Origin of the sequence: Thermatribacter velox (genome assembly GCF_038396615.1) — a bacterium.
Lineage (GTDB): Bacteria > Atribacterota > Atribacteria > Atribacterales > Thermatribacteraceae > Thermatribacter > Thermatribacter velox.
Window position 1 is genome coordinate 1,723,849 of the sequence record NZ_CP121689.1, and the last position, 18,987, is coordinate 1,742,835.

Sequence of the window (18,987 nt, forward strand, 5' to 3'; positions counted from 1 at the left end):
CGATAAGGAGGAACAATCATGACCATCAAAAACGTAAGCAAAATCAGCGATCCAGAAACCGAAAAATTGCGTCAGGCCATAGAACATCGGGCAACCTGGTTCTACCTTCTGCTCGATGAGGCCAAAAAAAGAGGCCTGAACTGGGAAGACTTTGCAAGGAAAGCCATCTTTAGATGTGGCTGTTTTCACGGTGAAACCCGTTTCAGCAAAACCGACGACCTGCGCCGGTTTGGTAAGGAATTCGCCAACGAAACCGTTCGCAAAATCTTCGAAATGCAGATTGTGGAAGCCTCCGAAGACCGCTTTGTAGTCGAATTCAACTACTGTCCCTTAGTTGCTGCCTGGCAGAAATTCACCCAGGACGAGCAAGAAATTGCTACCCTCTGCGACATCGCCATGGAAGGTGACCGGGGCATTATAAGCACCTTCCCAGGTTTTAAAATGGAACTTCAAGACACCATTGCCTCTGGTGGAAAGGTGTGCCGATTGATTATCAGCAAAGAAAAACCTCAATGCGAGGGATAATGCATGCTCTCACTCAAGGAATTCTTGAGACGGGAAGTCAAGCCTGCTCTGGGCTGTACCGAACCCGGAGCAGTCGCCCTGGCCGTCGCCAGAGCAAATCAGGAACTTCCTTTGGGGGAATTAAAGTCGATTCAGGTAGTGGTAAGCGATAGTGTCTACAAAAATGGTCTGGCGGTGGTCATTCCGGGAACTGGGGGAGCACGTGGCAACGCCTTAGCTGCAGCTCTTGGAGCCTTGTGCGGAAAGCCGGGATACGGACTTGAAGTCTTGAAAGACTGTACCCCTCAGGACGTGGACACAGCCAAAAGATGGGTCGAACTTGGAAAAGTAAGGGTACAGTGCGACCCAAACCAACATGATGTTTATATTGCTGCAACCGTTAAAAAAGGCACGGACTGGGCAAGATGCGTGATTGCTGGGGACCACTCCAATATCGTCGAAGTGGTCAAAAACGGAGAGACGATTTTGCGCAGTGAAAACGCTTCTCAAGCAGCAGATCTACTGTTTCAAAAAATTAAGGAACTCTCCTACCCCGAGTTGTTGAAGCTGGTCGAGGAAATGGACGCCGAAGACATTCACTACCTGATGAAAGGAGCCACCATGAATTTGACCATAGCCCGGGCCGGGTTACAGGAAGGGTGTGGCAGCGGACCGGCTTTTGGACGGAAGATGCAACAGCTCATGCACGAAAAAAACCTGGAGGGTGACTTGGGATACCTGATAAAAAGCCTCTGCTATGCAGCAGCAGACGCCCGCATGTCAGGCGTGAAGCTACCAGTCATGAGCAGTGCCGGAAGCGGCAACCACGGTATCACTGCCATACTGCCAGTAGTGCTGGTGGGTGAAAAAACTGGTAAAAGTCGGGAGGAAATTGCTCGGGCGCTGGCGGTGAGCCACCTCTCCACAAGTTTTGTGAAAAGCCGTTTGGGCAGGCTTTCTCAGGTCTGTGGCTGTGCTATTGCCGCTGGAGCAGGAGCGGCTGCCGGAATAACTTATCTTTTGGGCGGAAAGCTTGAAGAAATGCAGGAAGCGATGCAAATTGTGCTCGCCAACACGGCAGGAATGATCTGCGACGGGGCCAAGGAAAGCTGTTCTCTCAAGGTGGGCACTGGAGCCTTTGAAGCCTACCTGGCAGCCCTCTTTGCGCTTCTGGGAAGCAAAACTGCAATCCCTCAGGGGTTACTCAGCCCCTCCATAGAACAAACGGTAAACAACATGGCTGAATTAAGTCAAGAAGGCATGCGGGACCTCGACCGGGTCATCATAAGCATTCTGGAAAAAAACTTTCATTCACCCAAGCTCTGTGAGGGCAACAATAACCTGCAAAAGGAGGTTGAAAACTGATGAAAGAAGCCATCGCCACCAGTAAAGCACCTCAGGCAGTCGGGCCTTACTCTCAGGCAGTCCGGGCTGGGGAATGGGTCTTTGTGTCCGGACAGCTGGGCCTCTCCCCGCAGGGAGAAATGGTCTCAGACAAAACAAGCGAGCAGGCACGGCAGGTCCTGGAAAACCTGCGTGCCATCCTCAGGGAAGCCGGTCTGGACATGGAAAACGTGGTGCAGGTTACCGTCTTTCTCACCGATATCCAGGAGTTTCAGGCCGTAAACGACGTGTATGCCCAGTACTTCAAGCCTCCCTATCCGGCGCGCTGTTGCGTGGAAGTGAGCAATCTACCCCGAGGTGGCAAGGTGGAAATCGCAGCCATTGCAAAAAGTGGCTGATACACATTTTCGATGAAATAGCAAAACCCAGAGCAAAAAAGATGCGTATATGTGGTTAGAACGCAATTCGAGAAGAACGCTTCATGAAGCGTTCTTCAAAGAGGGGTGGATTATGCGCAAATTCGTTTTTCTGGCAATTCTTTTACTCCTGCTTTTTGCTTCAGGGTGCTTGTTAGAGGGCGTCCTTCCCTCAGGCAACGTTTCCCTAGACCCTGGTTTTGCACAGAACGTCAACGCCTTTGGAGTAAACCTCCTTAAAGCCCTTTGGGAAGAGCACGAGGAAAATCTCTTCATCTCTCCAGCAAGCATTGAGCTTGCTCTTGCCATGGCCGCAAATGGAGCCCGGGGGACTACGCAATCTGAGATGCTCCAGGCTCTGGAACTTCTCTCTTTCGACACGGAAGAAGTCAATCAGCAAAACGCCAACCTGGTCAAAATATGCAACCGCACAAACAGCAAAGTGACCCTCAGTGTTGCCAACTCCCTGTGGGCAAGAGAAGGTGTGCCCTTTTACGAAAACTACCTGCAGGCTGTCCAGCAATTCTACCAGGCAGAAGCGCACTCGGTGGACTTTGCAGACCCCCAGACCATCAACCTCATCAACCAGTGGGTCAGCGAAAAAACCCATGGTAAGATAAACCAAATCATTGACCGCTTGTCCGACCTGGATGTCCTGGTGCTCCTGAATGCCATTTATTTCAAAGCAAAGTGGAAGTACACCTTTGACGCTGAAAACACCCAGCTTCTCCCCTTTTATACAGTGCAGGGCGAAAGCCGAGAGCTCCCCACCATGTGGCAGGAAGGCTCTTTCGATTACTTCGAAAACCAAACCCTGCAGGCAATACGACTCCCTTATGCCGATGAGCGTTTCAGCATGTACATCTTCCTGCCCCGCGCCCAGGATGGATTGCCGAATTTGCTCGAAGGGCTCAACGCCAGCTTGCTTGAAGGTTGGATACAGAGCATGGAAAAGCGAGAAGGCGAAATTTACCTCCCTCGCTTTAAGCTGAGCTTTGAGCGCTCTTTGAATGCAACGCTTCAGGAACTGGGAATGGAACGGGCTTTCGACCCTCAGAACGCTGATTTTGGAGGGATGCTCCCCATCCCGCCCAACGCCTTTTTGAGCGAGGTCAAGCACAAAAGCATTCTGGAAGTGAACGAAGAGGGAACCACCGCAGCAGCAGTGACTTCAGTCGTTATAGGGGTCACTGCACTACCACCTGAGGAACGCTTCCTGATGCGGGTGGACCATCCCTTTCTTTTAGCAATTCGGGATGAAGAGAGTGGGCTTTTCCTTTTCCTGGGAGTCGTTGAAAACCCGGAAATGCTTTAAAGCGCTACTTTTCCTTCAGGACCGTCTTCAAAAGTTCCACCATCTGGGGGTCGAACCTGACCCCCTTCTCCTTTTCAATTTGTTCCAGTGCTTCCTGTGGAGAAAGTGAAGCTCTCCCACCAGTTGAAAAAGTCAGGGTAAGGTAGGCATCCACAACCTGCACCAGGCGGGTAATCAGGGGTATTTCTTCCTCCTTTTTGCCCTGGGGATACCCCGACCCATCCCAGTGCTCCCGAAAAGCATAGATTTCCTCTGCCACCGGATGGAGCGAAGGGGTAACTCGAACAATACGATATCCAAAGGCCGGATGTTGTTTCCAAAGAGCCTTCTCTTCCTCAGAAAGCGTCTCTTCTTCAAAGAGCAATTCGCGAGGAAGGGCTAACTTACCCACATCGTGAAAGGCAACCAGAAGTTTCACTCTCTCAAGTTCCTCATGAGAAAGCCCCAATTCTCCACCCATCTTCAGGGCGAGCTTCTCCATAGCAAGAAGCTTCTTTTCATCCTCGATTCCCAACGCAAAAAGACTCTTATACAGAAGCTGAGCATATTCCTTTCCCCGCTCTTCACGACGTAAAAACTTTTTGCGGTAAGCCTCTTCTTCCGCAACATTTATCACTTCCCAGACGCTCTCCTCCCGATGCCTTCTTACCGCAACTCCCAGCGAGAGCCCCAAAAAGAGTGGTTCTTTTTGAGTTTCTTCCTGACAAAATTCCTCAATACGTCTCGCAACCCCTTCAGCTGCTGGAAGATCCGTTGCCGGCAAAATCACCAAAAACTCATCTCCACCCCAGCGGGCAACGATATCTCCCTTACGGCAAGAGGATTGTAGAATCTGTGCTGCTCGCTTCAACATCTCATCCCCCAGTTGGTGGGAAAAGGCATCGTTCAGAAATTTGAGACCGTCAAGATCAGCGAAAATAAAACCGATTGTCGGGTCTCTGCTCCGCTCCAAACGAGCCAGCTCTTCCTCGGCAAACAGGCGGTTGTAAAGTCCAGTCAGGGCATCGTGAAAGCTGAGATAACGTATTTTCGCTTCATACTTTTTGCGAGCGGTGATGTCGGAAACAATCATCCCTATCCGGGAGCCATCGAGCACAAACAAGCTCACTTCCCAGAAAACATCGAATTCAGGTACAAACACCTCCTTGCGCAGGAATTCACCTCGCATAAGCAAGGGGGTATGTTCATCGCTCAAAAGCTCCCCGAAACCTGGAAACACCTCTTCTATCCGGAGGCCACGCAGCTCCTCAGGCCTGAAGCGCACCATGGCCGCAAAAGAAGCATTGGCTTCAACAATTTGAAATGCTCGAGGTTTATTTTCTTCGACCTGAACTTCTTCAAGCAAAACGAAACCATCCGGCATAAAGGTGAAAAGCATCCGATAGCGCCGCTCGCTCTCCTGGAGCTTCTGCTCCATCTCCCGGCGCTCGGTAGCATCCCGGAAAACCAGCACTACACCCAGGATTTTCCCTAACTGGTCTTTGATTGGAGCCCCGCTATCGTCAATAAAAAATTCTCTCCCGCTGCGGCTGACCAAAATGGTGTGGTTGCCAAGCCCCACCACTTTTCCTTCTTTAATTACCCGGCGCACCGGGTTGAGAACTGGCTGACGAGTTTGTTCATAAAGGATATGGAAAACCTCTTCTATGGGCTTTCCCGCCGCTTCCCCAGCGCTCCATCCGGTAAGCTCTTCGGCCACTGGGTTCATAAAAATCACCCTGCCCTCTCCATCAGTGGCGATGACTGCATCGCCAATGCTCCGCAGAGTAGTCTGGAACCACTCTGCTTCCTGAGCGCGCTTCCTGGAAATAGCAAGGTAGCTTAAGAAAACCCGCAGGTGCTGAAGAAGCGGGTCCAGAAGCTGGTAACGCTCATCATCCTTGGAAAAGCGTTCCTTAAAGAGGCACTCCACAAACCCCTCTTCGCTATCTTCACCTGGCACCGAGAAAGCGAAAAAGCCTTTATCCTTAAACTTTTCGGGAACCTCCAGCAGGGCTTCAGAGAGGGTCTCAAGCAGGATTTTGTGCTCCTTTTCCCAGTCGCTTTGCAGGGAAGGTTCTTCAAGTAATTTTTCAAGCAATGGAAACTCCTCCAGGGCGTAGTTGGCTTCAGCCCAGACCAGCCTCTCCCCATCGGGCAAAACCGCACAGATACAGGAAAAACCGAAGAAATTGCCTATTTCCTTAAAAGCAAAGGAAAGAAGCCGTTCCAGATCCTCACGGGCAAAGAAGCGTAAGTGAATTCTTCCCATCATCCTTTCAAAGTCAAGGTGCAGAGAAAGGCGTGATTCTGCGCTACGACGCCTTAGCACTTCCTCTTGAAGATTGCGGTTGGCTTCTTGGAGTTCTCTGGTCCGCAGGGCAACCTGTGCCCGTAAAAGCCAGACAAACAAAAGAAGTACCAGTAACGCCCCGCCGCCAGCCCACATAGAATACCAGAGCCAGCGGGGCATCTCCCAGGGTTTGTGCATCTCCAAGTAGCGATGAACAGCACGGTGGTATACAGAATCCGGGTCCTTTTTGAACTCTGCAAGCCAGCGGTCCAGCGCAGCAAGCAACTCCTGGTTTTTTCATCTGGGAACCGCAAAGCGCAGTTCAGTGGGCCTGAAAATGAGGGGGCTTGCTTCCAGACCGTACTGTGCTCCAAAACGGATACCAAACAGCCTGCTGACCACCCCGACATCGCCCTCGCCTCGAGCAAGAAGCGCAAAAACCGCCTGATAATCCTTAACCTCCAAAAATCTACAGTCAAGACCAAAGCCCGAAACCATTTTGAGCATTTCCTGATAATAGATATCATCCTTTACTGTCAGGATGGTTTTTCCGTTCAGGTCCAGGAGGGAATTTATTTTCAAAGAGGGTCGAGCATAGACGGCTCCCCAGTTTAACCAGACAGTCTCCTGATTGAAATCAAAAACTTGTGCACGCTCTTCAGAGTAAGCAATCGCCAGGAGAAGGTCAATTTCACCCTGGCGGAGAAAGTCGAGAAGCTTTGAAAAATCATCACGCACATACTCTATCTGCCAACCTTCCCGGCGCCCAATCTCTTCCAGAACCTCTGGATAGAGACCCTGAACCTGGCCGCTCTCATCCCAGAAAACAAGAGGTGGGTCCTGGTATGCACCAACTCGCAAAGTCAGAGCCCAGGCCCCGGGCAGGAAAGCGTAAAGAAGAAATATAATCAAAGCAAAGAACAATAAAAATACTTTTTCGCTCTTCAAACGACTGAACTCCATCTTCTACCTATGCTACATCTTTGAAAGACTTAAGATGCTGAACAGAGGGAAACCCCTCCCTGAGTTGTCCTTACCAATTTTATACCTTATTTTCCTTTGAAAATAAATACTTTTTGAGGTCATGTGGTTAGGATATTCCTTGTGCAGGAGTCAAAAGGCTGCTTCTGGTCAATCGCTCACCATACGTTTTCTGCGCTCTTTTCTTAAACAGCTCAATTGCTCTCCAGTATGCTGGCTTTATCACTCACCCCTACCACCTTCAAGCATAAGCAATTTACCTTCATTCTACACTATTCCGGGCTCCTGAAAGATGAAAATTTGAGAATCCCATTACCTGCACACCACAAAACCCAAAACAAAGATAGAAACCCTTCAGCCACAAGACCTGAAACTGTGCTACACTATTTAAGGGGGGAAGCGATGAAAAGGTCGTATTTTCTTTCATGGGTGCTTAAGTTGCTGCTGCTTACACTCGGCCTTATCTTTTCCCAGGCAGTAGCTTCTTTTGTATCGGGAATAGGCACCAGTGCAGAAAGCGCAACTTCTCTGCCTGCAGTCTTTCTGGTCAGCTTCGCCCAGACTATCGTACTCAGCTACCTGGTGGTCCGTTCCCGATACGGCGGGTGGAAACTGTACCTTGCGATGTTCACTGTGTTTTTTGGCATAACCACTGCCCTTTCTCAGGTAGAAACCCTGGTCTTTCTCCGCTACCTGGTTTCCGTAGTTCCCGCTGCAATGGTGCCCCGCTTCTTCCTCCAGGGTTTCCTGACTGCACTCATTTTCAGCTTTCTGCTCCTTGCAGTTTACGGCAGGTGGCACAGCAAAAAACCAGCTACAACAGTGTATTCAGTTCCTACCCCTCAAAAGCGATTGTTGGTAACCCTACCGGTCCTTGCTCTTTTTTACGTGGGCATCTACCTATCTTTCGGCTTTTTCGTCTTCAGGCCCTTAGCCGCCCAGGCCTTCCAGGAATTCTACGCTGGCCTTGAGCTTCCGGCCTGGATTTTGCCTTTCCAGGTATTGCGCGGCCTTGCTTTTTCGGCACTGGCTCTGTTTATTACCAGAGTTGCCACAGGAAAGCGGTGGGAAAAAGCCCTGCTTTCGGCTCTGCTTTTTTCGGTGCTGATGGGATTTTTACTGCTCCTTCCCAACCCTTACCTGCCCCCGTCAATTCGCAACGCTCACTTTGTGGAAGTCACTTCCTCCAACTTCCTTTTCGGGTGGCTTTCCGGCTGGTGGCTGGGAACTAAAGACTCTTAGTCCCGTCACCCCCCTGTGCTTTCTCCATAAACTCGGCTATTGAAGAAGCAGTGTGTTCTATGGCAGGGTAAGAAATCCAGTAATGAGTGACCAGGCGGTATTCTCCCTTCATAGGCGGGTTAATTTTAATACCTCGCTGAAGCAAAAACTGCAGGAAATCAGCATCCGAAAAGCTTTCCCGCCTAACCCGGAAGAAAACCATGTTGATGTCCAGGCGGTCAAAGAAAACTTCTATCCCCTCTACCCTGGAAAGCTGGCGAGCAAGCGTTTGAGCTTTCCTGTGGTCTTCCTCTAACTTTTGGGGCATAACTTTTAAAGCAACCAGGCCTGCTGCAGCTAAGTAACCGACCTGGCGCATGCCTCCACCCATGAGCTTCCGCATTTTGCGGGCTTTTTTGATAAACTCTTTGCTTCCGGCAAGCAAAGAGCCCACGGGAGCACACAACCCTTTGGAAAGACAGAACATTACCGAATCGGCATATTGGGCAATCTCTGGAGCACCTACCCGGAGGTGGCAGGCAGCGTTGAAAATCCGGGCACCGTCCAGGTGAACCGGTACTCCTTTTGAGCGGGCAAACTGGTACACTTCTTCCAGGTTTTCAAGGGGCACCACCGAACCTGAAGAATGGGCATTTTCCATGCAAATCAGGCCGGTCCGGGGGTGGTGGATGTCTTCTTCCCGGTAAAGCCTTTCCAGGTCCTCTATCGCAACTCTTCCCCGATCATCACGAAGGGTGCGAAGCTGCACTCCGGAAATCACTGCCATAGCTCCCACTTCGTGCTCCACGATGTGGTTGCTTTCTGGAACGATGACCTCGTCCCCGCGCCGGGTGTGGGTCAAAATGGCCAGCTGGTTCCCAAAGGTGCCCGAGGGGACAAATAGAGAGGCTTCTTTACCTACCATCTCCGCTCCCAGTGCTTCAAGCTCTTTAACCGTGGGGTCATCTTCATACACATCGTCTCCCACCCGAGCAGAAACCATGGCTTCCAGCATTTCAGGTGTGGGATGCGTTACCGTGTCACTGCGCAGGTCAATCCACTCTTTGTGGTAAGTGTCCAAAGAATTACGCCTCCAGACGTTTTTTCTCAATTATACACCAGAACTCTCATTGAAAAGTCAGTCCGGGAAGCAGTGAACCAGTTTCGCTCAAGCACCTCCCCGGAGCTTTTCATACACTCCAAAACTGTGCACGCAACGGACCATGTGCAGGAAGTTTTCAGGAGGTATACCTTCGAATATGCTGGTTGAGGAAGAAAGTACGTACCCACCACCGGGCGCCAGTCTGGTCAGGTGTTCTTTGACGTCTTCCTCAATCTCCTCTTTGCTCCCGTAGGCAAGAAGAGGTGTGTGAATGTTACCTATCAAAGCTACTTTTCCATACCACTTCTTTTTCAGTTCATAAATGTCGTTTGATTCTGGCTCACAGGGATGGATAGCCCCCACTCCCAGCTCATACAGAATGGGAAGGACTTGATCCATTTTTCCATCAGTGTGCATCACGATTTTCTTGCCCTGCTTTCGAGCGGGCTCGGTCAGAGTCCTAAAGCGTTCACAGAACAGTTTCCTGAACAATTCGGGCCTAACCGCCAGGCCTGAATTATACGCAATGTCGTCGTTGACCATCATAAAAAGGAGTCTATCACCGTAATGCTTGAATACCGCTTCAACAACCTTGACCTGATGTTCGAGGAGAATATCCATGAGCTTCTCAATGAGCGCCAGGTTATCATAAATCTGGTAAAGAAAATATTCATAGCCCATGGCAAGTTGCGCAGAATCAAAAAAGGAGGTAAAGTTGGGGAATATACCCACTCCGTATTTCTTGCCCGCTTCAAGGTAGCGCTCAAGAAGGGCCAGTTGCTCTTCAAGGGGAGGAGGAGGCTCCAAAGTTTCGAGGTCCTCCCAGGTCTTAATTCGACCCCCAACATAGTGTTCGGTCCCATCGGAAGCTTTTTCAAAAATATTGCCAGGACGCCAGGAAAAGTTACAGGGGACAGCATCCATACCAATTCGAAAGGCAAATTCAATCTCATCTTCTGGAGCAATACTTTTCTGCCCTTCCTTGGCGTCAATGACTTCGTAGTCGAGTTTTCTCCCCAACACACACTCGTAAACTGTTTTGCTGGTTATCCAAAACTCAAGATGAGGTACTCTATCTGGTTCCTTAAAGTCTAAGGCAGCAAGAAGCCTCTGAGGAGAGGGAGCCTCAAGAGAAGTTTTTGGATAGGAAAGTTCCTGAGTCATCGCTCTACTACCACCATCTGATGTCCTTTAAACTCAGGCACTGTAAAAACAACGTAGTTTCCTTCCCATTGAAAGCCAAGCTCTTCACCACCTGGAGCAAGGTATATGCTCTTGGGTTTTTCCACTGCCCGGTATTTCAGAACCACATTTTGAAGTGGCACAACGTCTTCAATAATGTCTATTTTCCCCCGTCGCTCGGGAACATAGAAAAGCAAATGAATGACATCTCGCCCCTCTTTTTCCTGTTCAAGAAGCGTCACCTCACAGGAAGAAGGAGCATTTTCAACTATCAACTGTGGATCAGGAAGCAAAGCCCTCAACGAATGCTTGATAATTAACTTATAGGGTAAATAAGCGTACTTCCGATAAAGCGTAAACAGGGGATGAGAGATATAAATAACTCTACCTTTTCTTACCCAGAAAGGATCCGAGGACTTGCAATCTGGGGGAGTTTGCCGGTGCGAGCAAAACTTTTCCCAACTACGGTTAAAATAAGGGTGAACCAGGTAGGCAAGTACTTCTCCCTCTCGAGCCACAACCCGACTTCCTTTACCATAGAGTGCATAATCGTATTCTGGGTCCAACCCTTCCACCTTTTCAATATCCGGGCGGAAATAATCAACATCAAATTCCAACTCCCCGAGATATTCCAGTCCCAAACCAGGGATGGCAAAGTTCCCAGATTCAGGGCTGAGACCTGAGCGATGGGTAAGAAGCAGGGCACCACCTCTTTCAAGAAAGTGAGAAAGCTTCTCCTCTAAAGAAGCACTGAAAGGCACTCCATCCGGAGCAATGATTACTCGATAGCGATTGAAATCGGATTCTTCATCAATAAGATGAAACTGTTCATGCAGTTCCATAAGCATCCTGGTAGCTCCTTCATCAGCTTCCAGACCGAAGAACTGAGAAAAGCCCAGAGCCGTTCCCTCAGTAACTGAATTAACCAAAACACCTATTTCCGCCTTAAGCCTTGCACCCTCGCAGAAAGGTTCTTTCTTTTCAATTTCCCGATATACTTTGCTAATTTTTTCATAAGTTATCCTGTCCAATTTCCCCCGAGGATGCAGCTGATCTCCAACTGAGCACTTAGCACCAAGAGCAATCATGCGATTGCACTCATACTCAAGAGCTGCCTGGTTCTTGAGTCCACCAAAATCTCCCCACATGAGATGAAAACGCCCGTTCATGCCCACTATCTCTTTGTCAAAAGGAGCAAAGTAACGAGCATACATTGGAAAATGCAAATATCCCCATATGCCCGAAGGCAGAGACTCAATTTCAAGATGCGTCATATAGCTGAGCTCTTCTTTTATCCCTTTTTCCACTCGCCGATCCAGACGCACCCGGCAGTTAAAAACCACCAGGGCTTCGGGAAGTTTACTCTTTACAAGCTGTGAGAGGCGCTGCATGGCTTTCCTTTCTACGAGCAGGTTGTGTTGCAAGCGGTCTTCTTTCACATCGACTCGTAAGCCCTTATCACGCATGCTCTTTTGGCAGTGGGGACAGAAACAGCCGTCAGGATGCTGGATAATGATGTCAAACCACAAACCATCAATTTCCTTTCCATAGAGCTCCATGAGCTCTTTAACGTGCTCTTCCAGATAGTCCATATAAGGAGAGTTCAAGCATAAAAACTGCCAGCCTTTGCTCTCAAGTGGTGCTCGGCCTATGAGCTTACCCTGGGCATCAATCTGTCTCCAGTCAGGATGCTCAGAAGCAGAGAGTTCATCCCAGACTACTGAGGTGTAGATGGGACAGCGAATACCTTTTCGGTGCAGGGCTTCGATCATCTCTCCCAGAAGGTCTCGCTTGAGGGAAGGGTGCATTTTGCCTACCTTGGTTGGATAATAGCAGTATCCATGATGGCAGCGAGCAAATATGTTGATGGAGTTTACTCGGGCCTCAAGAAGGGTCTGGGCAAACTCTTCGGGTTCAAAATCCTGAGCAACATCAGGGATAAAGGGAGAAGTGTGGAAATCCAGGTGTACCTGGCGGAATGGTAAAGGACTCATAATTTTTCCTCCTCAGAACTTTATTTTTCGAGCTTCATCATACATGGCAACCACGTTTTTTACAGGGACATCTGGCATTAGCTCCTGGCTACTTGCCAGAATATAAGCTCCACCAGATGAAGCCAGCGCAGAAATAGCTTTTCTCACTTCCTGGCGAACTTCTTCTTCACTTCCAAAAGGAAGCAGTTCCTGAGTATCAATACCCCCATGAAAGGCCACTAAATCCTTAAACCTGGAAAGGCTTTCAAAATCCATGCCCTTTGCCCTGGTTTGCAAAGGATTGATGATGTCAACGCCAGCTTCGCTTAACTCAGGAATTAGCTCTGCTATAGCACCGCAGGAATGAAACATCACCCACAAGCCATAGCTTTTCGCCTGCTCACACAAAAGCTTGATACGGGGTTTAAAATACTTTCTCCACAACTCTACACTGATGAGAAGTCCCCTTTGGGAGCCGTAGTCATCACCCAGAAAATAGATATCGAGGTATCCCCGGGTAGCCTCAAAAACCTTTTCATTAACTCGAAGAGTAAATTCGGTAATGCGGTCAAGAAGGCGATTGACCAGTGCTTCATTTTCCAGAAGGTCAACGAAAAACCGTTCCACACCTCGAAGCGCCTGAGAAAGCTGGAAAGAGGCCCACCAGGTACCCCACGCAGGAGCAGTCCGCAATGCAAAATCCTTATATTTTTCACATTGCTCTCTAAGATGGGTTACGTCAAACCACTCCGGATCAGGAAAGGGATAAGCATCGATATCCTCAGGGGTACAGGCTCCTTCAAGAGGCGCTTCCCCGTAACCCAAAAAACCCTCCTTCTCCCAGACCCCGAATACATTTTTCTGCATACCATTCTTCTTTTCAAGAGAAGGACCGATATATCGAGGTTCAACGGTGCGAAAATCCACACCAAAATATCGCAAAAGCCCCTCTTCATCCAAGGAAAGTTCTCTACAGAGCCGCTCCTGTATCCCGGGGATTGCCCAGAAATCAAGAGGCACCCGGTCTACCTTTTCTCTCTTCAGTGCCCTAAGCACTCTTTCTCTGGCCTTCATCACATCCCCCTCCTTATCTGAAAGAGCCAAGGAGCATTCCCTTGGTGATTTGTTTTTGGAAAATCAGGAAAAATATAATGGTGGGTAAAGCTGCGATGGCCATGGTGGCAAACATAAAGCTCCACTGCACTTCATACTGGCCTCGGAAAGAAAGCACCCCCACGGTTATGGTTTTCATTTTTTCGCGGTTCATAATCAAAAAGGCAAAAAGGAGTTCGCTCCATATGCCCACAAAATTCACAATTGAGACACTGCTCAGCGCACCCTTGGAAACAGGAACCACGACTCTGAAAAAAGTACCCAACTCAGAAAGGCCATCGATTCGGGCTGCATCTTCCAGCTCCCTGGGAAAAGATCCGAAATAGGAATAAAGCATCAAAATGGTAAAGGGAAGCCAGAAAGCGGTGTAAACAAAAATCAGCCCCAAGTAGTTATTACGCAATCCGAATCTCCCCAGAAAGTGAAAAACGGGAATCAGGGTGGCATGAGCGGGCACAGCCAGAGCGAATATCAAGAACTTCTGAAAAAAGCTTTTGCCTGGAAAAAGAAATCGTGACAAGCCATAGCCAGCCATCGCTCCCAAGAAAGTCAGGAAAAACAGAGTTCCTCCGGTTACAATCACGCTGTTTAAGAAATATCTACTTATGGGAACTCCCAAATTTCCTCCCCGCCAGGCCAGGACGAAGTTCCTGAAAGAAGGCCTTTGGGGAGGTAAAAGAATGTTGTTCATAATCTCTTCGTCCGTTTTCATCGCCGTCAGGTAAAGAAAAACAATCGGGAAAAGCTCCGCAATTGCCCAGAATATCAAAAAAAGCAGAATGATAAAGTATCCAATTCGCGTTAGGCGCCTGCTAATCATTTTCTTCTCCTCCACGATTTATTCCTCAACTGCCTCTTCAAGACGAGTCAATCGGATATAAAGCAGGGACAACGGGAAAATTATCAAGAACATGGCAACCGCAATTGCCGCTCCATAACCAAAACGGGTATATCGGAAAGCAGCCTTATAAAGGTAAACCCCCAAAACTATGGAAGAATCTCCAGGGCCTCCCTGAGTCATTGCCCAAACAATGTCAAATACCTTAAAAGAAAAAATGATCTGCAAAACGGTAATCATTAAAAAGACTGGTTTTATAAGCGGGAAAATGATATACCAGATTCTTTGCCATTCGCTTACACCATCGATGGTAGCAGCATCATGAACCTCAAGGGGCACATTTTCCATGGCCGCAAGCAGAATAATCATGGGAAAGCCCGCATACTGCCATATAGAAACCCCTATAATACTCAAAAGAGAAGTCTTAGGGTCACCCAACCAAAAAGGTGGCGAAGCAACGCCCAGTTTTTTAAGGATAAAATTTACAGGGCCCAAGGTGGGATCAAGTAACCTTCCCCACAAAAGCCCCACCACAGTCATAGAAACCATAACTGGCAAGAAGTAAACCACTTTGTAAAACCACCAGCCCCGTACTCTGCGCTCTATGGCTACCGCCAGAAAAAAACCCAAGATAACCGTACCCGCAGTGGCCAAAACAGTAAAAATAAGGTTGTTTTTGAGAGCCAGCCAGAAAACGCGGTCTTTGAGCAAATACCGAAAGTTCTCAAAGCCTACAAAAGTCTTGGCGCTAATGCCCGTCCAATCGTAAAAACTCAATATCAAACTTTCTATAAGGGGATAGAGAATAAAAACCACCATGAAGAAAAAGGCGGGCAACACAAAAGCGTAACCTATCCATTTCCTGCGACTTCCAAGTTTCATAAAGGTATCCCCCAATTTGGTAAATTTAGCCCTCCGCTCCCTTTTCAGGGAGCGGAGGCAAGTCGCATTCGCGTTTACTTCTTTTTAGAACGGTACCGCTCAGCAATGGCTTCCAGTTCCTGTCCTACCGACTCGGGAGTCCGCATACCGGAGAGCATTTCCTGGAAAAGGATAAAACTTCTTTCAGCAAGTTCTGCAGGCACTGGATCATCCCATCCAGTGGAGGAACCAATTTCTTGAAGCTTTAACCACATTTCATAAATCAAGGGGTCAGCGATTTCCTGGATGAGATCAGTGTTAATGTCCAGGCGGCTTGGGAATTCAGTGGTTACCCGAAAACCAAGTTCCTGGCCCTCCTTACTCATAAGAAAGCTCAAAAACTTTTTGCAGGCATCAAGATTTTTGGTTCCTTTGAGAATCATCATACCGTTGCCTGCATAAAGCAGGAATTTGGGGTCAATATCTTGTTTTATCTTGGGATACAGCATCCAGCCAAAATCAAGGTCAGGCGCTTCATTGCGAAGTATACCCACTCCCCAGGAACCATCCTGATACATAGCCGCCTTACCCTGGACAAAGAGCATTCTACCTTCCGGATAACTCCTGCTCAAGAAACCTTCGGCAAATACACCCTTTTCTTTCCACTCAAGGAGCATCCGGTCAACCTGCAACCAGGCTTCATCGGTGTACCTAACCTTGGGCTCCCAACCAGGACGCCAGTTGTTATAGAAGTCGTTCAAAAGCTCCTGAGGTACCATTCTCTGGAGCAATACATCGTGAGTATGACCGATGATCCACCCCTCTTTGCCGCCGAAAGATACCGGCTCGTATCCCCCACTTCTTATCTTGCCAATTACGTCATACCATTCCTGGTTAGATGCATAAGCAACATAAGATGTCTGAGGTGGCACCACTCCCACTTCTTCGAAAATCTTTTTGTTGTAGTAAACCTGAGGATACCAGACCACGGTTACATTTACCGCATATTTGTGACCATCGGGACTGGTGTACTTTTCCAGAGTAGACTGAGGCAGTACTTCGTTCCACCCTTCAGATTCATACAAATCATCCAACGGCTCCAGTAAACCAGCTGCAACCAGGTCCTGATACTGTCTGCCATCCACCCAGTACCAGGCCATATCCGGGCGATCCGGGGAAGCAGCAATAACCGGGAAGTTGGGCTTGTATACTTCTTCCGCTCCACCAGCTACATCGATAACCACTTCAATGTCCGGATTCTTCTCCATGAAAGCCTTAGCCTGCGCCTGAAGCCTTTCCGCTGTGGGACCAGGTATACAAGTAACCCTGATACTGGTTTTCGCTAGAACAGAAAAGCTCAAGAGCAATACCAGCACAACACTCAAAAACACCAGAAAACTCGCTTTTTTCATTACCAATCCCTCCCTCATTTTGGGAATTTAATTTTTAACGCTAAACACCAGGTTCCAAATTTTGCAACTTCTGGACAAGCTTCCTACCCTTTCTGGAAAGTATTTCTAATCACCACCTCACATTTCAGACGTACTTCTCTCTTGGCCCTTCCCTCCTTTTTCTCCTGGATTTTTTCAAGAAGTAAAGAAGCAGCAGTTTCTCCTATATCCCACGAAGGTTGAACACAGCAGGTTAAAAATGGTTCAATTACCGGAGTCCACTCGATATCATCAAAACCTACCAATTCGATATCTCCTGGAATTCTCACCCCCTTCTCTCTACAACCTTCCAGAAAACCCACCGTCAAATTGCCACTCGCCAAAAAAACTGCCTCTGGCGGAGAATCGAGCGATAATAGATAGTTTGCTCCTTCAAGACCAGTTCTTTTACCAAGATTTTTGCCTTCAAAAATGTACCGTTCATCCACAGAAACAGCGTATTCTTTCAAAGCCTTAAAGAAGCCACTTCTCCGCTCCCGTGCAGTTAAAATCCGAGAATCACCGTTTACCATGGCTATCCTACGGTAACCTTTCTTGAGAAGTAGTTCGACAAGTTGAAAGGAAGCCTCTTCGTTGTTAACTCCTACAAAATCAACGTTCATACCTGAAGGGTAGGTGTCTACAAAAACACAGCGTTCCTCCAGGAAATTCATGATCTGAGGACTTATAGGGAGTTCTTTTTCATTAATTTCGTTAATGCAGGTGGCAATTATAACCCCTCCTACCATGCTCTGGAGCATGCTTTCAATCAACTCCAACTCCCTTGCCGGGTCACCGTAGCTACAACCCAGAAACATCTGGTAGCCATTTTGAGAAAGAGTGTATTCAACAGCACGGATAACTCGTAGCCAGAAAATACTGTGAAGCTGAGAAGTCACAAAGCCAATTACCTGAGAATTGCGCGAACGCAGGGTAGAAGCCAGAGCATTTTTTTGATAACGCAAAGTTTTTACCGCCTGAAGTACCTTTTCTTCGGTCTCAGGGGTTACCCTTTTGGTTTTATTAAGCACGTGAGAGACGGTAGCCGGAGAAACCCCAGCCAGACGTGCTACATCGACTATGGTGGGTTTGGAATCTCTGGACTCTTTCTTCATGGAAATCTTCACCTTACTCTCCATTTCTTCACTTCATCGAAATAAGCGAACATGTTTTCAAGGGGTATGTTGTGGGGAAGGTGACCGGTGCAGTTGATAATGTATCCAGGGCAATCACGAGCAGCTAAAACCGAACGCTGAACCTCACATCTTACTTCTTCCGGAGTGCCAATCGTCAATACCCGGGAATCAATGTTGCCAACCAGGATTTTCGAATCCCCAAACTTTTTAACCATCATTTCCATGGAAACCGAAGACTCAAAAATGAAACCGTCTGGCTTTTGCTCGGCTATAAGGTCCACAAGCGAGGAATAGTTACCATCTGAACAGAAAAGGACCTTTACCCCCTTTTCTTTAAGAGGTCTCCAAAGTTCTCCATAACGGGAGATAATGTTTTTCTCGAGCCAGCGAGGTGAAAAAATGGGTCCGGAAGCCATAGCCAAATCGTCATGGCTTATAAAAAGCTCGACACCTTCAATTTCCGCATAGGCTTCAAAGTCCCGCCTGGAAACTTCAAAAAATTCCTGCATTATTTCTTCAAAGTGACCTGGTTTCGACGCAGCCGCTTCCATGAACAGTTCCCAGCCAAAGGTTTCCACTCCCCACATAAAAAGAGTGGTATAAATACCCCCAGGAACCAGAGCTACTCCTTCCCACATTCTATTTTGTTCACGCCATTCTCTCTCCAATTCCTGCTTTCTCTGTTCCTTGGTCTTGGAGTGTGCTTTAAGCGGAGAATAATTTAAAACCTCTTCCACACTTTCAAAGGGTGGTTTCCTCCAAATGCTTTCTCCACTACCCCAGGGAGTTTTTTGATACACTGCTTTCTTTTCCTCTTCTTCCGGAAAATCCACTGAAGCAGTATGCCACACCAGGTTGATACCCAGCTTTCTATAAGTCTCTACCAGGCTCTTTTCGGGCTCTTCATAGGGGTCGATGCCACTCACTTTTCTTTGAAATTCGGGATGAGCAAGGTATTCAAGTTGAGGAATGAGAGCAGGTTTTTCAAGTCGCATAGCCTTTCTTACATCCTCAACCGATGCTTTCAGCACTAAAAATTACTCCTTTGTAAAACGTTTTTCCAAATTTTACCACCATTTTTCTGTCTCGTCAATCATGGGTTTGTTTTTTCAGGATTTTTAAAAGGGCTATTCAAGGCAAGTCGCTGGTTCCAGAACCCCAAAATATCTAAAAAAAGAGGCTAAAAGAAAACTCGAAAAGGTATTTTAGGAAAACGTTTTTCCAAATGACCAGAAAAAGGTCACCTACTGGAAGCCCTTTGCTCGTAGTGAAGCTTTAAAACGGAGTTTCCTGCAAGCA

The 18,987-nt window shown here is 48.0% G+C and carries 16 protein-coding genes; 5 read left to right on the plus strand and 11 right to left on the minus strand.

Annotated elements, in window-relative coordinates:
- The first annotated feature begins 18 nt into the window (after positions 1-18).
- The 4 genes from QBE54_RS08535 to QBE54_RS08550 all read left to right on the plus strand — a co-directional run bounded on the left by QBE54_RS08535 (position 19) and on the right by QBE54_RS08550 (position 3,579).
- Positions 19-525, plus strand: a complete 507-nt coding sequence (locus tag QBE54_RS08535) for an L-2-amino-thiazoline-4-carboxylic acid hydrolase (protein WP_369017772.1) — start codon at positions 19-21, stop codon at positions 523-525.
- 3 nt (positions 526-528) lie between these two features.
- Positions 529-1,869: a serine dehydratase subunit alpha family protein gene (locus QBE54_RS08540; RefSeq protein ID WP_369017773.1), complete on the plus strand. Its 1,341-nt coding sequence runs from the start codon at positions 529-531 to the stop codon at positions 1,867-1,869.
- Positions 1,869-2,246 carry a RidA family protein gene (locus tag QBE54_RS08545; RefSeq protein ID WP_369017774.1) on the plus strand — a complete coding sequence of 126 codons (378 nt, stop codon included), beginning with the start codon at positions 1,869-1,871 and terminating at the stop codon, positions 2,244-2,246. The genes QBE54_RS08540 and QBE54_RS08545 overlap by 1 nt, the downstream gene beginning before the upstream one ends.
- A gap of 112 nt (positions 2,247-2,358) precedes the next feature.
- On the plus strand, positions 2,359-3,579 hold the full coding sequence (locus QBE54_RS08550; RefSeq protein WP_369017775.1) for a serpin family protein: 1,221 nt from the start codon (positions 2,359-2,361) through the stop codon (positions 3,577-3,579).
- A 4-nt stretch (positions 3,580-3,583) separates the two neighbouring features.
- Here the strand turns inward: QBE54_RS08550 and QBE54_RS08555 are convergent, their stop codons facing one another.
- Both QBE54_RS08555 and QBE54_RS08560 read right to left on the minus strand, forming a co-directional pair.
- Positions 3,584-6,049 (minus strand): HD domain-containing phosphohydrolase, encoded by a 2,466-nt coding sequence (locus QBE54_RS08555; protein ID WP_369017776.1) that lies wholly within the window; start codon positions 6,047-6,049, stop codon positions 3,584-3,586.
- A gap of 99 nt (positions 6,050-6,148) precedes the next feature.
- Complete coding sequence (locus QBE54_RS08560; RefSeq protein WP_369017777.1) at positions 6,149-6,799, minus strand: transporter substrate-binding domain-containing protein; 651 nt, start codon at positions 6,797-6,799, stop codon at positions 6,149-6,151.
- A 462-nt stretch (positions 6,800-7,261) separates the two neighbouring features.
- Here QBE54_RS08560 and QBE54_RS08565 point away from each other — a divergent pair, with 462 nt between their 5' ends.
- Positions 7,262-8,074, plus strand: a complete 813-nt coding sequence (locus QBE54_RS08565) for a hypothetical protein (RefSeq protein ID WP_369017778.1) — start codon at positions 7,262-7,264, stop codon at positions 8,072-8,074.
- On the opposite strand, the gene QBE54_RS08570 is transcribed toward QBE54_RS08565, so the two are convergent.
- The 9 genes from QBE54_RS08570 to QBE54_RS08610 all read right to left on the minus strand — a co-directional run bounded on the left by QBE54_RS08570 (position 8,061) and on the right by QBE54_RS08610 (position 18,719).
- On the minus strand, positions 8,061-9,068 hold the full coding sequence (locus QBE54_RS08570) for a low specificity L-threonine aldolase (RefSeq protein ID WP_369019424.1): 1,008 nt from the start codon (positions 9,066-9,068) through the stop codon (positions 8,061-8,063). The genes QBE54_RS08565 and QBE54_RS08570 overlap by 14 nt on opposite strands.
- 153 nt (positions 9,069-9,221) lie before the next feature.
- A complete protein-coding gene (locus tag QBE54_RS08575) occupies positions 9,222-10,319 on the minus strand; it encodes a uroporphyrinogen decarboxylase family protein (RefSeq protein ID WP_369017779.1) in 1,098 nt (365 codons plus the stop codon).
- Complete coding sequence (locus QBE54_RS08580; protein WP_369017780.1) at positions 10,316-12,331, minus strand: alpha-amylase family protein; 2,016 nt, start codon at positions 12,329-12,331, stop codon at positions 10,316-10,318. Before QBE54_RS08580 ends, QBE54_RS08575 begins: the two co-directional genes overlap by 4 nt.
- A 12-nt stretch (positions 12,332-12,343) precedes the next feature.
- The gene (locus tag QBE54_RS08585; RefSeq protein WP_369017781.1) at positions 12,344-13,384 is read right to left on the minus strand and encodes a uroporphyrinogen decarboxylase family protein; all 1,041 of its coding nucleotides are present in this window, start codon (positions 13,382-13,384) and stop codon (positions 12,344-12,346) included.
- 13 nt (positions 13,385-13,397) lie between these two features.
- Positions 13,398-14,243 carry a carbohydrate ABC transporter permease gene (locus QBE54_RS08590; protein WP_369017782.1) on the minus strand — a complete coding sequence of 282 codons (846 nt, stop codon included), beginning with the start codon at positions 14,241-14,243 and terminating at the stop codon, positions 13,398-13,400.
- Between the two features lie 18 nt (positions 14,244-14,261).
- On the minus strand, positions 14,262-15,143 hold the full coding sequence (locus QBE54_RS08595; RefSeq protein WP_369017783.1) for a carbohydrate ABC transporter permease: 882 nt from the start codon (positions 15,141-15,143) through the stop codon (positions 14,262-14,264).
- Positions 15,144-15,217: 74 nt separating this feature from the next.
- A complete protein-coding gene (locus tag QBE54_RS08600) occupies positions 15,218-16,534 on the minus strand; it encodes an ABC transporter substrate-binding protein (RefSeq protein ID WP_369017784.1) in 1,317 nt (438 codons plus the stop codon).
- 83 nt (positions 16,535-16,617) lie between these two features.
- On the minus strand, positions 16,618-17,691 hold the full coding sequence (locus tag QBE54_RS08605) for a LacI family DNA-binding transcriptional regulator (RefSeq protein ID WP_369017785.1): 1,074 nt from the start codon (positions 17,689-17,691) through the stop codon (positions 16,618-16,620).
- Positions 17,676-18,719, minus strand: coding sequence for a uroporphyrinogen decarboxylase family protein (locus tag QBE54_RS08610; RefSeq protein ID WP_369017786.1), 1,044 nt, complete (start codon positions 18,717-18,719; stop codon positions 17,676-17,678). The genes QBE54_RS08605 and QBE54_RS08610 overlap by 16 nt, the downstream gene beginning before the upstream one ends.
- Positions 18,720-18,987: the final 268 nt, after the last annotated feature.